Here is a 15,016-nt window from a genome sequence, read left to right on the forward strand (position 1 = left end):
ATGTAGATTTGCTTTATGAGGTCACGCATGGCGTAGCGCAACGGCGGTGCATACGTTGGATCGTGTGTCCCGTCATGGGTCGATTCACACGTGAACCGGCGCGCCGCGCATCGCCGCCAGCGCGTCGAGCCTCGCCACGGCTTCGTCGACGATGCGCGCGATCAAGGTCTCGCACGGCTCGATCGCGCCGATCACCGCAGCGACCTGGCCGCTCGGCAATACGCCCTCGTCTGGATTCCCGTCGACGATCGCACGCTGGATCAGAAACGGTGCGTTCGCCGCCATCAACGTCTGGCTCGCGGTGTAGCTGTGATCGCGTAGTGCCTTGAAGCCGAGCGCCGCCATCTGGCTCAGGCTCATGCCGCTCTGACGGCGCCACGCTTCAGCCGTGCGCAACGCGAATAGCGTGCGACGCAACGGGCCGAATGCTTCAAGGCGAAGCAGATAAGGGTTGTCGATCATTCGTTGCGGCAAGCCGTCCAGTGCTGCGGACACGCGAATTTGCGAAGGATCGGCCACGGCGACGTAGCGATCGAGGGTCGCGCGCGGCACCGGCGACTCGGCTGCCATCAGAAAGCGCGTGCCCATTGCAATGCCTGCCGCGCCGTAGCCGAGTGCCGCCGCGAGACCGCGTCCGTCGAAGAAGCCGCCTGCTGCGATCACCGGCACGTTCACTGCGTCCAGCACTTTAGGCAGCAACAGCGTGGTCGGCATCGAGCCGGTATGGCCGCCGCCTTCAGCGCCTTGCACCGTGACCGCATCGGCACCCAGTTCGACCGCTTTGGCCGCGTGTTTCGGTGCGCCCACGGTGGGAATACACATCACGCCAGCGTCTTTGAAGCGGCGGATCGTCTTAGCGTCAGGTCCACGACCGTAGCTAACCGCACGCAGCCGGTGCTTGATCGCCAGATCGACCACCTGCGCCGCATTCGGCTGAAACATATGGAAGTTGATGCCGAATGGCTTGTCCGTCAGCTCCTTTACGCGCAGGATCTCCGCTTCCACGCGGTCGGCTTCGAGCGTCGCGCCGGCGAGAAAGCCGAAGCCGCCCGCATTACAGGTCGCGGCGACGAGCCTGGCATCGGCGACCCAACCCATGGCCGTCTGCACAATCGGATAGCGGCAACCGAGCAGATCGCACAAGGACGTATGCAAGGTTGCGCTCATGCGGCTTCTCCGTCGGCCTTTGCATCGCTGACGGCAGCGGGGCCCGGTCGCTGCGACTCGGCCATCTTGCGGGCGTCATAACCACCCAGCTTGTCGCCGCTCACCAGTTCGTTGTGCGCATGCGCGAAGTGATGCCATGCAAACGCCGCATCCATCGCCGCGCGCTTGCCTTGCAATTCTTCGACGTGGTTCACGGCCTGCTTGGTCAGCGTCAACCCGAGTCGCGGCATGCGCGCGATCTTCGCGGCGATTTCCGTCGTGGTGTCCTGCAAGCGCTCGCGTGGCACGACTCGATTGACCATGCCCATCTGATACGCGCGCGCCGCATCCATGCGCTCGCCGAGAAACAGAAACTCCTTGGCGATACGTGGATTCAATTCATAGGCATGCGCGAAATATTCGACGCCCGGGATACCCATGCGCACTACCGGATCGGAGAAGAATGCGTCGTCCGAGGCGACGATCAGGTCGCACACCCACGCCAACATCAGGCCGCCCGCGACACACGCGCCCTGCACCATCGCAATGGTCGGCTTGGGCAGATCGCGCCAGCGTCGGCACATGCCGAGATAGACCTCCTGCTCGCGAGCGTACAGAAACTCGCCGCCTTCCTTGCCAACATGGTCGTACCAGAGCGAAGTACGCTCGAACGACTGATCGATGTCGCGTCCCGGCGTGCCGATGTCGTGGCCCGCGGAGAAATGCTTGCCCGCGCCGGTGAGGACGATGACTTTCACCGCATCGTCGTTCGACGCGCGCTTGAACGCGGCGTCGAGCGCATACGTCATCTTCGAGTTCTGCGCGTTGTGATACTCGGGGCGATTCATCGTAAGCGTGGCGATGCCGTCGCTCACACGATACTCGACAACGCTTTCGTGGATGTCGTGGGTGGCTTGCATGATGTCCCTCACACGCGACGCGGCGCGGGGTTATTGCGCACGACGCTCGCACGCAGGTTGTGCGGATCGAGCGCGCGCACAATGCGCAGATCGTCGGCGCCTGGCGGCGGTGTCACATGCATGTCGGGATGCGCGCGCAGTTCGAAACCGGTCGCGTCCTGCACTTCGTCGAAACTCACACCGGGATGCAGCGAACGCACCTGGACCGCGTGATTCGCACCGCCGAAGTCCATCACGCACAAATCGGTAATCACGCTGCGCAGATCGGTGAACGCACGCATGCCGGGGATTTCGCGCGCCGGGTTGTAGCCCACGCTGCACACCATGTCGACTTCACCGGCAACGAATGTGCGCTTGCCGTGGCCGGAGACGAAAAACGAATTCGCGTGATTGATGCTGTTGCCTGGAAAACCGCGCGCGCCGAGCAATTGCGTTTTCGGGCGGGCATAGTCGTCACCGAGCCAGGAGATGTTGGCCTGGCCGAAGCGATCGATCTGCGTGGGCATCACCAGCGCGTGGCGTTTGCCGTGCCACACGCAATCGAACACACGCTCATAGGTCATCAAGCCGGACGCCTGCACGCGATAACCCGCTTCACGCGGCCCGAGCGGCACAGGACTTTCGACCAGGTACGCTTCACCGTCGGTGAGCATCAGACCCGCGTTGTACGCAAGGCGCGCGAGACCCGCGGCGAGGCGCGGTCCCGTGCCGATACCGGTCGCCAGCACTTCGCCGTCGTCGCGCCAGACGCGTGCCGCCGCGGCGATCATCAATTCGGCGAGGGAATAATCGAGAGAGTCGCTCATGTGCGCTCCATTACAGAATCGGCAACGGCAACGCCGCTACATGGGACCGCCCGCCTGCGCGTTGCAGATAGCCCGGTTCGTCGGCGCCTACTACGTCACTCAGGTAAGCGGCTGTTTGTTGCGGATCTTCCGCGCTCGCGCAATACGTCTTCAGATGCGGCAAATCCCAGCCGTAAGCCGGTGCGCACGAAGTGGGATGCGCGCCGCACGGCGCGTGCACCACGCCGCTTACGAGCGATCGTTCGAAGGTGTTGCGGCGCGCGAGATCGAGGTCCTCGCTCGCCAGCGTTTCGACCAGCGTCTCGCTGCTGACAAAGCACTGCTTCGCCGCGCGGGCGAACCACGCGTCGAAGAAAGGATCAGGACCGTCGATGCGCGTATTGCCCATCCTGTCCGCAGCGTTCACGTGCAGCAGCGCGGCGTCGAGTTCGAGCGCCGGCATCGCCAGCAGCGTTTCACCGCCATACGGCGATTGCACGGTGCGCAAATGCGATGCGTGTTTCAGCAGATCGGTGCCCAGGCCGACGCGCGTCGGCAAAAACGGCAGACGTGCCGCCGCTGCGCGCAGGCCGAGTTGCAGCAGGCCTTCGTCGAGTTCCCATACGTCGAGCGTGCCGTTTTCACGTGCCCGTCGAAAATGCGGTTCGAGCGGAATCACATCGAGCGATACGAAGCCGAACACCAGCTTGCGGACTTTGCCCGCTGCGCACAGCAACCCGACATCAGGGCCGCCATAGGCGACCACAGTGAGGTCCTTCAGATTCGAGCGGACAATCTCGCGCACGAGCGCCATCGGCTTGCGGCGTGGACCCCAGCCGCCGATGCCGATCGTCATGCCGTCGGCGAGTTGCGCGACGGCATCGCGTGCACTGAGTGCTTTATCGAGTGGTTTCATGCGTTATTCCTGCAGGTTTCCTGCGTGTTTGCTGACTAGGGCCTAGCGAAATCCAACGCTGAAGTCGTGACCCCACAGGCTCACGCGCGTCGCCTCGTAGACGTTGTGCTGCGCCCAGTCGACCGTCAGGCCGCCATAGCCGTACTCCAGGTCGAAGCCGCCCGGCGTTTTCATGTAGAACGAGATCATGTGGTCGTTGCAATGACGGCCAAGCGTGGCGGAGAGCTTCACGTTTTGCGCTGCAACCCGGTCGAGCGCGCGGCCCACTTCGTCCATCGAGTCCACCTCAGCCATCACGTGGATGCAGCCGGACGGCACCGCGAGGTCCATGATCGCGAGGCTGTGATGACGCGCGTTCTTGCAGTGCAGAAAATGAATGCGTTTCTCGGGCTCGGCCGGATCGTCGGTGAAGCGAACGCGAAAGATGTCGGAGAGTTCGAAGCCGAGCACGTCGCGCAGGAATGCGTCGGTCGCGTCGAATTGGGGAGCGGGCAGCACGGCGTGACCCAGGCCCATCGTGCCGGTGACGAACCCCGACACGCCGAGCGGCGAGGTGAAGCGCCGGAAATCGGTGCGCACGCCCCAGAAGAACTCGTGCCGGTTGCCGGACGGATCGGTGCACCACACCATCGCCTGCACGCGGCGCAGCGCGGTTTCCTGCGCACTGGCGCGGGTCGTTTCCATACCGGCCTGCTCAAGGGCGCGGATCGCGTCGTCGAACGCGGCCGCGTCGGCCAGCTCCCAACCCGACGCGAAGTAGCGATCGGCGTCGCCGGGTACGATCAGGTAGCGAAAATCGCGCTCGTCCATCTTCACGTACAGCGCGCCATCTGTTGCGTCTTGCGCCTGCATGCCCAGCACGTTTTCCGTGTAGCCGCGCCATGTGCCGACATCTGCCGACTGCACGACGACGTAGCCTAAAGCCCGCACATCGATCATCTCCGACTCCTCCAGAAGCTGTTGTTGTCAGGCTTATTCTGGCGGTCCCGGGGGCGGCTAACATCGTCTGTTGGGACTAGCTTGCAGCGGTGTTTTCGGCGGTTTTTTCGCTGTTTTTGGCATTACTTTCGACAGCTTCCCGCAAGCGGTATTTGAGCACCTTGCCGGCCGCGCTGACAGGCAGTTGATCGACCAGCGTGAGATGCCGCGGCACCTTGTAGTTCGCCATGTTCTTGCGGGCCCAGTCGATCAGTTCTTCCGCGCTCGCCTGCTCGCCCGAACGCAGCACCACATATGCATGCCCTACTTCGCCGAGCCGCTCGTCGGGTACGCCGACCAGCGCCACCTGCGCCACCGCCGGATGCGCGTTGAACAGCCGCTCGATCTCGGCCGGATAGCAGTTGAAGCCGCCGACGATGAACATGTCCTTGATGCGATCAGTGATGCGCAGATAGCCGCGTTCGTCGAGCGTGCCGAGGTCGCCGGTATGCAGCCAGCCTTCGCCGTCGATCGTGTCGAAGGTAGTGTCCTGCTGCCCGAAATAGCCCTGCATCACGTTGTAGCCACGAATCAGGACTTCCCCTGTTTCGCCGGTGGCAACCGCGTCGCCGCTGCTGTCGGCGATACGGATCTCCACCCCGGGCATCGCGCGGCCCGATGTATTAGCAACGGTCTCGGCATCGTCGCCGTTGCGGCACAGCGTGGCAAAACCGCATGACTCAGTGAGCCCATAGCCCGTCAATACTGTTTCGAAACCCAGTTGCGCGCGCATCCTTTCGATCAGACTCGGTGCAATCGCGGCGGCGCCTGTCACCGCGACTCGCAGTGAAGAGAGATCGCGCGTGGCCAGATCCGGCATGTCGAGCAACGCGTGGTACAGGGTCGGCGGTCCCGGCAAAACAGAGACACGATCACGCACAATGCGTTCGAGCACGCGCTCCGGGTTAAACACCAGATGCGGCAGCACGGTCGCGCCGCTCGCGAACGCCGTGAGCCAGCCGGCCTTGTAGCCGAAGGCGTGGAAGAAAGGATTGACGATCAGATAACGGTCGCTTTCGCGCAGCGTCACGATCTGCGCCCAATCGTGAACCGCGCGCAGGTTCTGACCGTGCGTCGTCATCACACCCTTGGGGCGACCCGTCGTGCCGGACGTGAACATGATGTCCATCAGCGTATCGGGGCGCACCGCCGCTTCGCGGGCGCGGAACGCCTCCATCGAGGTGCCAGCCGCGCGCAACAGGAACGCGTCCCAGGTTTCATCACGGCCGCCGCTCGATTCCGCTGCCGGGCCGTCGAACATCACCACCCGTTCGAGCGTGGCAGGACGGTGTGCCGCCAGCATGGCCGGATACGAATCGCCGAGGAAGGTGCCGCAGCAAAACAGCAGCCGCGCGCCGCTATCCTCGAGAATCGCTGCGGCTTCCAGCCCCTTCATGCGGGTATTGATCGGGACCAGCGCTGCGCCCGCGCTGTGAATCGCGAGTGCCGCCACGATCCATTCAGCAATGTTCGGCGCCCAGATCGCGACACGCTCGCCCGGCTGGATGCCGCAACTGATCAACGCGCGTGCCGCTTCGATCCGCGCAGCGTCCAGTTGCGCATAGCTCAGGTTGCCCTGGACTGTTTCGATCGCGATGCGCGTGCCGTAGCGCGTGGCGCCGCGCGCGATCAGCGCGGGCGTCGTCAGGATGTGGTTGAGCGTCATGATGAATTCGATGGATACGGTTCGCGGCAAGCGCAACACGCGAGAACCGCGCGTGCGAACCGCGAACCTAGTCGGGGAAAACCACGCGCAGCGTCGCGCTGGCGGGTGTCGCACTACAGGCAAGCGTCCAGCCGTCGGTCAGATCGGCCGCGTCGAGCACGTGGTTGGCGTTCAGGTTCACGCTGCCGGCTTCGACCCGGCACATGCAGGCGCCGCACAAACCGCTGCGGCACGAGTTGGGGGCCGGCACGTCGGCGCGCAGCATGGCATCGAGCAGGGTTTCGCCGGGTTCGCAGATGAAAGTGAAGGTGTTGCCGTCGAGCACGGTCTCGATCGCAGCGTTTGCGCCGGACGCTGTCTGGGGCGGTGCAATTGCGATAGGCACGTCAGGCGCTTCTGGCGCTATGGACGCAGCGCGCACTCCGGATGCTCCAGACGCCCCAGCGACCCCAGGCACGGACACCCCAGCCGTAACCGGCAAATCCGGCAGCGAAGCAAACCGCTCCACATGCACCTTCGCGCGCGGCAACCCCAGCGCAAGCATGGCTGCCAACGCGTTCTCCATGAACAGCGCCGGCCCGCAGATGAAGCATTCCTGCATACTCCATGGCCGCGCCAGTTCTTCCAGATGACGCTGCTGCGGAATGCCCTGCACGCTATCGAGCCAGTGAATCACGCGCAATCTTCCCGCGTGCCGCTGCCCGAGTTGCCGCAGTTCTTCGCTGAAAATAACCGACTGCGCGTCCCGATTCGCGTAGATCAGGGTCAGCATGCCGCGCCCGTTCACCAGCGCGGATTTGAGAATCGACAGCACCGGCGTGATGCCACTGCCACCCGCGAACAGGAGCAGGTCGCCATCCAGCGAACGCGGCGTGAACACACCCGCGGGCGCCATCACGTCGAGCTCGTCACCGGGCTGAATGCTGTCGCACATCCAGTTCGACACGCGCCCATCGCGCACCCGCTTGACGGTGATCTTCGGCGCGCGGTCGATGCCCGGCGCGCTCGAGAGCGAATAACAGCGCTGCACGATGGCATCCGCGCACGGCACCTTGAGCGTGAGAAACTGCCCCGGGCGATAGCTGAATGCATCGTGTAGCGCCTGCGGCAACTCGAACACGAAAGAGCGCGCGTCGGCGCTCTCCGCGATCACGTCCGCCACTTTGAGCCGGTGAAAACGCGAATCGGCCATGACGTGGGAACTCAGGCGACGCCCATGATCAACTGCGCGTTGTCGATGCGATACTCGCTGCCGTTGATGAAGCGCGACTCATCGGAGGCGAGGAACAGCACCAGATTCGCAATGTCTTCCGGCAAACACATACGAGCATGCGGATCGACCGACTGCGTGAGCGCTTCGCGTGTCCCCTCGGCCGCACCGAAGAAAGGCGCGGTCATCGGCGTGAGAATGCCGTCCGGGTGAATCGTGTTGCAGCGGACCTTGTAGCCTTGCTGCTTGCAATGCGCCGCGATCGCGCGCGTCATCGCCGTCACCGCGCCTTTGCTGGCCGAATACGCGCAGAACGCGCCGAGCCCACCCAACGCCGCCACCGACGACATGTTGACGATCGAGCCACCCTTCTCCTTCATCGCCTTCACCGCCGCACGGCAACCTAGAAAATAGCCCTCGGCATTGATGCGCAGCACGCGCTGCCATTGTTCGAGCGTGGTGTCTTCAATGCTACCGAGCAACAGCACCGCAGCGTTGTTGACCAGCACATCCGGCGTACCGAAGGCCGTTTGCGTCGCACCGAATACATCGTTCCAGCCGGTTTCGGACGTGATGTCGTGACGCACGAACAGCGCGGCGTCGCCGATCTGCGCAGCCACTTCGCGGCCGGCTTCTTCGTTGACGTCGGTGAGCACGACGCGTGCGCCTTCACGGGCGAACAGCAATGCGTCCTGTTTGCCGACGCCGCTCGCGGCGCCTGTGACGACGGCGATCTTGCCTTTGAGTCTGTCTCCCATCTTCGTTCTCTCTTTCAGTGTCAGTCAGTTTCAGTCAGGGAATGGGCGGTGTTCGCGAGAACCACGCCCGCTGCGGCCCGGCCTGCCTGGCGGCCGGACCAGATACAGTCCGCGAGCGAAAGGCCGCTCACGTAATGATTCGATGCGAGGCCGCACGCAGCCCGGCCGGCGGCGAACAGGCCTTCAATCGGCATGCCATGCGCCGACAACACCGCATTGGTCGTCTCGTCGACCTGCAAGCCGCCCAGCGTGATCGACGGGCAAGGGAACACGCGGCTGTCCGATGAAATGTCAATCGCGTAATACGGTCCTTGCGCGAGCGGATGCAACATGGCAGAGGACTTGCCGAACACACGGTCCATACCGTTAAGCGCACCCAGGTTGTAGGTATTAACGGTTTGCGCGAGCACCGCAGGATCGCTGCCGATGCGGGCGGCCAGATCTGCCAGCGAGCGGGCGCGCTTGCGGCCTGCCAGCATCAATAGCATCGCGGGTACGCTTTGAAACGCCCACAGCTTGCCGCGCAAACATTCCCTCAGCGCGAGCTTCACGAGCCGCGCATCGAGAATCAGCCACGCGTGCCCTTCGCGCGTTTCGCACATTGCGTGGCCGAGCGCCGCGCCATAGACTTCCTCGTTGCAAAAGCGCTCGCCGTTGCGATCCACGACACAGCCTTGCGCCCACGCATAAGGCGGATTGATGAAGCGCCATGCGGACACACGTTCAAGCCGCCGCGCCACGCCACCCGCAGACAAGCCGAGCCGGATGCCGGAGCCGTCACAACCGGTGGTGCCAAGACGCCAGTTCGGCAGATAACGCGGTGCGTAGTGCGCCACCATCGACCGGTTGAAAATGAAGCCGCCGGTGCTCAACACCACTGCATCGGCCTTGATCGTGATGAGCCGACCCTCGCGCTGCTCGAGGCGATGAAGCGCAACGCGCAATCGGTCGGCCCACGCCGGCATGCCGTTATGCAGGCGCTCCGCCCAGCGCGCAAGGCGCCGATGCGCGCGCTGGGCACGGCCCGGCGCTACTTGCCAAACCTGCGCACCGATCACGCGACCGCTGCGGTCGGTGACGAGGCGGCGCACGCTTGCGTGGCACATCGTGTCGACAAATGGTTGCGCATCCACCGCGCGTCGCAACGTGTCGTACAGCACACGACCCGACATGCCGTCGCCGACTACCCGATGCCCTCGCGGTGCCGGCGCATGTTCGCGCACGGCATCGCCCACTGCCTCATTGCCCGAGTAGTACAGGTAATAGCGGTTCTGCGGATACGAGGTCTTGCGTGGCGGCACCGACGCGGCAAAGCGTACGCCCAGACGTTCGAGCCAGCGCAGCATGTCGACGCTGCTTGCGCAAAAGCGTTTGAGCGTCGCCGCGGACATTGCGTCGCCGACTTCCTGCTGCAAATAATCGAACATCGCCTCGGGCGTGTCGCTGTAACCCGCTTCGGTTTGATAGCGCGTGCCACCGCCTGCGTAGACCACGCCACCACTTTTCGCGCTCGCGCCGCCGCCCTCGAAACGCTCGACGATCCGCACTTTCGCGCCTGCCGCCGCCGCTTCCAGCGCGGCACACGCGCCCGCCGCACCGAAGCCCGCGACCAGCACCTCGCACACGTCGTCCCAACGCACGCAGGCGGGATCGTCGACGACGAGCGGCGCTTCGACCGGCGTGGCCGATCCCTGCTGGACAGACGAAGGGCTCTGCATCACGCCACGCGCCCGCTTAGACCGCTGCGCAGCGCACGGGCGCCGCAGCGGTGGTATAGACACCGTCCACATACACCAGCGGATCGACTTCGCCGCTGATCAGCACCTGCTCGACACGGCCGATGAAAATTGCATGTGTGCCGTAGTCGAAGCGGCCGTCCTGCGTGCAGATGAGGCTCGCCTGCGCATCGTGCAGATACGGTACGCCATGATCCGAGCGCTGCCAGTTGCCGGTCGTGAAACGGTCTTCGCCCTTGAGGCGCCCGCTGCAATCGATCGCAATATGCTGATGCTGCGCCGAGAGCACGTTCACGCAAAACGCCGCGCTCTTATCCAGCGGCGGAAAAATCGACGAGGTGCGGTTAATGCAGATCAGAAGCGATGGCGGCTCGGTCGAGAGCGAATCGACCGCGGTGGCCGACATCGAATAGCGCCGTTCGCCGTCGCTGCAACTGATAACCGCGACCGAGCGTGCAAGGCGGCGCATCGCCAGCAGCATATCGGCGCGCAACGGATGTGAAGTGAGTTCGGTCATGACGTGACTCCGCGAAGTTCGCTGCTTGCAGCGCGTGCTGTTCCTGAGGTGCTGACCTCGCCGTTGCGATCATCGTCAGCGTCGGCAAGATGATTCGCGGCGATGTAACCGAAGGTCATGGCAGGGCCGAGTGTCGAACCCGCGCCGGGATAGCTCGCCCCCATCATCGACGCGCTGGTGTTGCCGATCGCATAGAGCCCGGCAATCGGCGTGCCGTCGGCGTGCAAAACCCGGGCGCGTGCATCGGTAAGGAGACCGCCTTTGGTGCCGATGTCGCCCGCGTCGATACGCACGGCGTAGAACGGTCCGGTCCCGATCGGCGCGAGGCACGGATTCGGCTTGACGCTGGGGTCGCCGTAGTAGGTGTCGAAGGCATTGCCGCCTTTGGCGAATTCTTCGTCGATGCCGGTCACGGCATAGCGATTCATTTTCACCACGGTGTCGCGCAAGCCTTGTACGTCGATGCCGATTTGCGCGGCCAGCGCATCGAGCGAATCAGCCTTGTAGAGCAAGGAACGAAACGCCGCAGGGATACGGGCGTCCGGCATCATCGCGCCGGGCATGATCGGCCCGCATGGATACTTGCGGCGGAATTGCGCGTCGAACACCATCCACGCCGGCACGCATGCGCCAGTTTTCGCATGGTCGCGATACATCGCCGGCACGAACTCCGAATAAGGCGCCGCCTCGTTGACGAAGCGCTTGCCGAATCCGTTGACCACCACGCAACCCGGCAGATTGCGTTCGACGAACAGCGCACGCTGCTTTTCCTCGTGGTCGACGTGGACTGTCGGCGCACCCCATACGTGTTCCATCAATGCGATCTGCGCACCCAGTTTCAGGCCAACGGCAATCGCATCCCCTGTGTTGTTCGGCGGCGTCGCACTCCACTGCGCTTGCGTGGGGTGCGGCAGATAGCGCTCGCGCATCGCCTGATTGCGTTCGAAACCGCCAGCCGCGAGAATCACGCCGCGTTTTGCGAGTACGCGCACATTTTTTCCATCGCGATCCACCACGACACCTGTTACGCGTCCGTCTGCTTCGAGCAACTCGCACATTGGCGCGTTGAGCCATAGCGGAATGTCGCGATCGAGCAATGCACGACGCAGGCCACCTGCCAACGCGTTGCCGAGCGTCAAGCGACGATCGCGCCGCGAGCGGCTGCGCGCACGTATATCGAGCCAGTAGCGGCCAAATTGCTTGAGCGCGAGCCCGATATAACCCGGCGCTTTCGACAGCAGCATGTGCGCCTCTTTCGACGTCACCGCCACTCGCCCACCGATCAGCGTCCCGGGTGAAGGCAGACGCAACCGTGCGAATTCTTCACCGAGCGACGCGCCGTCCACCGGCAAGGGATCGAGCGCGCGGTAACCCGGCATCGAGCCGGGCAGGTTCTGAAAGTAGTCCGCGTACTTCGGCAAAGCTTCATAACGCACCGGCGTATTCGCTTCGACATAGCGCAACATCTCCGGCGCGATGTCGAGATAGGCGTCGATCCGGTCGCCAGCGGTTACGCCTTTCGTGCAGGCATCAATGTAGGTTCGTGCGGCCTCGCGTGTATCTGTGGCGCCCATTTCGGCGATATGGTGGTTGCACGGAATCCAGATACCACCACCCGACACCGCCGAGGTCCCGCCGTACACGTCGCTCTTCTCGAGTACGATGACGGACAGGCCGCGGTCGGCCGCGCGGCAGGCAGCCAGCATGCCGCCCGCGCCGGAGCCGACCACCACCACGTCGAACACATGCGTCTGCGTTTGCTGTTCGCTCATGGCCGCATCCATCAAACGAAGAAATCGGTATTCGGCCGCCCGAGCATCACGGCGCCGAGATTCTGGCCGAAGCGGTCCAGGTTGTTTGCGTAGTGCGCGCGCGCTGCATGCAGATCGAGAAAGCGTCGTACCAGCGGATTGCGGTTATAAATGCCGTTGCCGCCCGCGTAACGCAGCAGCGCATTGGCGGCCTGCGCGCAGCGTTCGGCCACCTGCGCGGATTGATAGCGGAAATGCACGCGCCGCTCGATCGATACCGCCGGGCCGCCATTGGCCGCCGCGAGCAGCTCGGCGAAGTTGCGCCTGAGCAGCAGCTTCATTTCATCGAGTGCGACAGCCGCGTTGGCGCAGGCGGTTTGCGCACCGGTGTCGTCGGTGGTTTTCGCGCCACTGTTGGCGCTCACGCGCGTGGCGGCATACGACGTGAAGTCGTCCAGCGCGCCTTGCAACGCACCGATGCATGCCGTACACACCGCGCGTACGAAGATCTGCGCAAACGGCAGATGGAACAGCGGTGCATCGTTGAGCGCGAGACCAGGGCTCGTGCCCATCATGCCGTCGATGGCTTTGTGCGTGCGATAGTCCGGCACGAACGCGTCGTTCACCACGATGTCGTGACTGCCTGTCGCGCGCAAGCCCAGTACGTCCCAATCCTGTTCGATCGTGTAATCGCTTTTCGGCAGCAGGAAGGTACGGTATTCCGGCGGTTCGCCCTCTTTCGCCGGCGGCACCAGCGCGCCGAGAAAGACCCATTCGCACAGTTCGCTGCCGCTGGAAAACTTCCAGTGCCCGGACAGCCGGAAGCCGCCTTCAACTGGCGTCACCCGGCCCACCGGCATATAGGTCGACGCAATCAGCGTGCTTTGATCTTTGCCCCACACGTCCTGCTGCGCGCGTTCGTCGAACAGCGCCAGTTGCCAGTTGTGCACGCCGACCACGCCGTACACCCATGCGGTCGACATGCAACCGCGCGCCACTGCCATCTGGATTTCGAAGAAGGTTTGCGGGTCGAGTTCATAGCCTCCGTAGCGCTTCGGCTGAAGCACCTTGAAAAAACCAGCGGCCTGAAAATCGGCCAGCGTCTCTGCGGGAATCCGGCCATTCGCCTCGGCCTGAGCAGCACGCCCGGCGAGTACCGGCGCGAGCGCTTCGGCGCGGGCGATCAGTTCGGCTGCAAGGGCGTTCGAATCGTTGTCGCGATGCACGGCTGTCTCCATGGCGCGAAATGGGTGTCGCGCCTATTCTGTTGGGTTCATCTTCGAGCTCCGGCTACGGCGTCGCATCGTCTGAAGGGACTAGCGACGCCCGCCTCGCCCGCTGTTATGCAGCGACCTTATGCGGCAACCTGCGCCTTCTCCTTTTCGGCCTTCAGGCGACTGAAATACGGAATCACGTGCTCGCCGATATTGCGGATCGTTTCGAGCTGCGCTTCCTGAGACACCGTGCCCATCTGGCAAAGGAACAGCACTTCATCCACACCCGCTTCCATCAGCCGGCCCACATAGCCGATGCAATCGTCAACGGTGCCGTACGCGTGATTTGGGTTCATCATCGAAAGCGCCGGATCGCTGAAATCGACCACCACTTCTTCCGACGCGAAGCGCGAGCGGATCACCATTTCGCCGGTATTGCCCTTCACGAGGTCATCGCCCCAGTTATCCGGGTTCGGGCGTTCGCCGCCGGTGTACCAGTACGCCAGTGACTCCATGAAATAGCGCTGACCGCGAATGCCGATCTTGCGAGCCTGCTGGCCGTCGGTCAGCACCACGGTCGGGCACAGGGCCGCCAGATGCTGGGTCGGACGAAAGCCAACCTGGTCCTCGGCTTTGCGGGTCGCCCATGCTTCGCGATACAGCGCGTTTTTCTTCGCGACTTCGTCGGGGCCGCCGAAACCGAGCACCAATGCGCCCAAACCACGCTGACCGGCGCGCAGCAGGCCGTCGTTGTTGGTACACGCCATGTACATCGGCGGATGCGGGTCCTGGAACGGCTTCGGGTGAATCGGCCGTTTAGGAATCTTGATGTATTTGCCGTCGTGCTCGATCTCGTCCTGCACAAACATCTTCGGCACGAGGTACATCGACTCGTCGATCATTGGTTGCAGTTCGGCGAGGTCGTAGCCGAATGCACCTGCTTCCTGCTGGCTGCCGCCCTTGCCGACGCCGAAATGCACACGGCCGCCCGACAGAATGTCGAGCATGGCTACGCGTTCAGCCACCTTGATCGGATGATTCATCGCGGGCGGCAGGCAGATCACGCCGTGGCCAAGGCCGATGCGGGTTGTGCGGCCAGCCAGATAGGCGAGGAAAGTTTCCGGGGCGCTCATGTGCGCGTAGTTCGTCAGCGACGTGTGTTCGACGCACCAGACGGTATCGAAACCCATCTGTTCGGCGAGCAACGCCTGCTCGACGGTCTCCTTGAATACCCGGTGATCGCCTTCCCGCGAAGCATCCGTGGTCTGGGCTTCGTAAATCAGAGAAAACTTCATTGCGTGCGTCTCCATGAATTTTGGACTGTGCTGAAACGGGCGGTCCGCTCCCGACCCACCGATTCATACGATGATCGTGACGGTCCACGGAATGAAGTTTCAGTTCGCGCGTGCGGGCCGGCAT

At 63.6% G+C, this 15,016-nt stretch carries 13 protein-coding genes; all 13 read right to left on the reverse strand.

The window, feature by feature from the left end; all coding sequences use genetic code 11:
- Positions 1-84 precede the first annotated feature (84 nt).
- Positions 85-1,167: an NAD(P)H-dependent flavin oxidoreductase gene (locus tag PQR40_RS01335; protein WP_408508255.1), complete on the reverse strand. Its 1,083-nt coding sequence runs from the start codon at positions 1,165-1,167 to the stop codon at positions 85-87.
- Entirely contained in the window at positions 1,164-2,066 is a 903-nt protein-coding gene (locus PQR40_RS01340) for an enoyl-CoA hydratase (protein WP_408227985.1), read from the reverse strand. Before PQR40_RS01340 ends, PQR40_RS01335 begins: the two co-directional genes overlap by 4 nt.
- Before the next feature lie 8 nt (positions 2,067-2,074).
- A complete protein-coding gene (locus tag PQR40_RS01345) occupies positions 2,075-2,872 on the reverse strand; it encodes a CoA-transferase subunit beta (RefSeq protein ID WP_408508256.1) in 798 nt (265 codons plus the stop codon).
- Positions 2,873-2,882: 10 nt separating this feature from the next.
- On the reverse strand, positions 2,883-3,767 hold the full coding sequence (locus tag PQR40_RS01350) for a CoA transferase subunit A (RefSeq protein WP_408508257.1): 885 nt from the start codon (positions 3,765-3,767) through the stop codon (positions 2,883-2,885).
- 42 nt (positions 3,768-3,809) lie between these two features.
- On the reverse strand, positions 3,810-4,706 hold the full coding sequence (locus PQR40_RS01355) for a VOC family protein (protein WP_408508258.1): 897 nt from the start codon (positions 4,704-4,706) through the stop codon (positions 3,810-3,812).
- Positions 4,707-4,782: 76 nt separating this feature from the next.
- Positions 4,783-6,411: a FadD3 family acyl-CoA ligase gene (locus PQR40_RS01360; protein ID WP_408508259.1), complete on the reverse strand. Its 1,629-nt coding sequence runs from the start codon at positions 6,409-6,411 to the stop codon at positions 4,783-4,785.
- A gap of 67 nt (positions 6,412-6,478) precedes the next feature.
- Positions 6,479-7,603: a 2Fe-2S iron-sulfur cluster-binding protein gene (locus tag PQR40_RS01365; RefSeq protein ID WP_408227971.1), complete on the reverse strand. Its 1,125-nt coding sequence runs from the start codon at positions 7,601-7,603 to the stop codon at positions 6,479-6,481.
- Between the two features lie 11 nt (positions 7,604-7,614).
- Positions 7,615-8,379, reverse strand: coding sequence for an SDR family oxidoreductase (locus PQR40_RS01370; protein ID WP_408227968.1), 765 nt, complete (start codon positions 8,377-8,379; stop codon positions 7,615-7,617).
- 20 nt (positions 8,380-8,399) lie between these two features.
- Positions 8,400-10,097 carry an FAD-binding protein gene (locus tag PQR40_RS01375; protein WP_408508260.1) on the reverse strand — a complete coding sequence of 566 codons (1,698 nt, stop codon included), beginning with the start codon at positions 10,095-10,097 and terminating at the stop codon, positions 8,400-8,402.
- Between the two features lie 16 nt (positions 10,098-10,113).
- Positions 10,114-10,632: a flavin reductase family protein gene (locus PQR40_RS01380; RefSeq protein WP_408508261.1), complete on the reverse strand. Its 519-nt coding sequence runs from the start codon at positions 10,630-10,632 to the stop codon at positions 10,114-10,116.
- Positions 10,629-12,404: an FAD-dependent oxidoreductase gene (locus PQR40_RS01385; RefSeq protein WP_408508262.1), complete on the reverse strand. Its 1,776-nt coding sequence runs from the start codon at positions 12,402-12,404 to the stop codon at positions 10,629-10,631. The genes PQR40_RS01380 and PQR40_RS01385 overlap by 4 nt, the downstream gene beginning before the upstream one ends.
- An 11-nt stretch (positions 12,405-12,415) precedes the next feature.
- Entirely contained in the window at positions 12,416-13,609 is a 1,194-nt protein-coding gene (locus PQR40_RS01390; protein ID WP_408508263.1) for an acyl-CoA dehydrogenase family protein, read from the reverse strand.
- Positions 13,610-13,737: 128 nt separating this feature from the next.
- On the reverse strand, positions 13,738-14,892 hold the full coding sequence (locus PQR40_RS01395) for an LLM class flavin-dependent oxidoreductase (protein WP_408508264.1): 1,155 nt from the start codon (positions 14,890-14,892) through the stop codon (positions 13,738-13,740).
- Between the last annotated feature and the right edge of the window lie 124 nt (positions 14,893-15,016).

It is taken from the genome of Paraburkholderia sediminicola (genome assembly GCF_046026855.1).
Taxonomy (GTDB): domain Bacteria; phylum Pseudomonadota; class Gammaproteobacteria; order Burkholderiales; family Burkholderiaceae; genus Paraburkholderia; species Paraburkholderia sediminicola_A.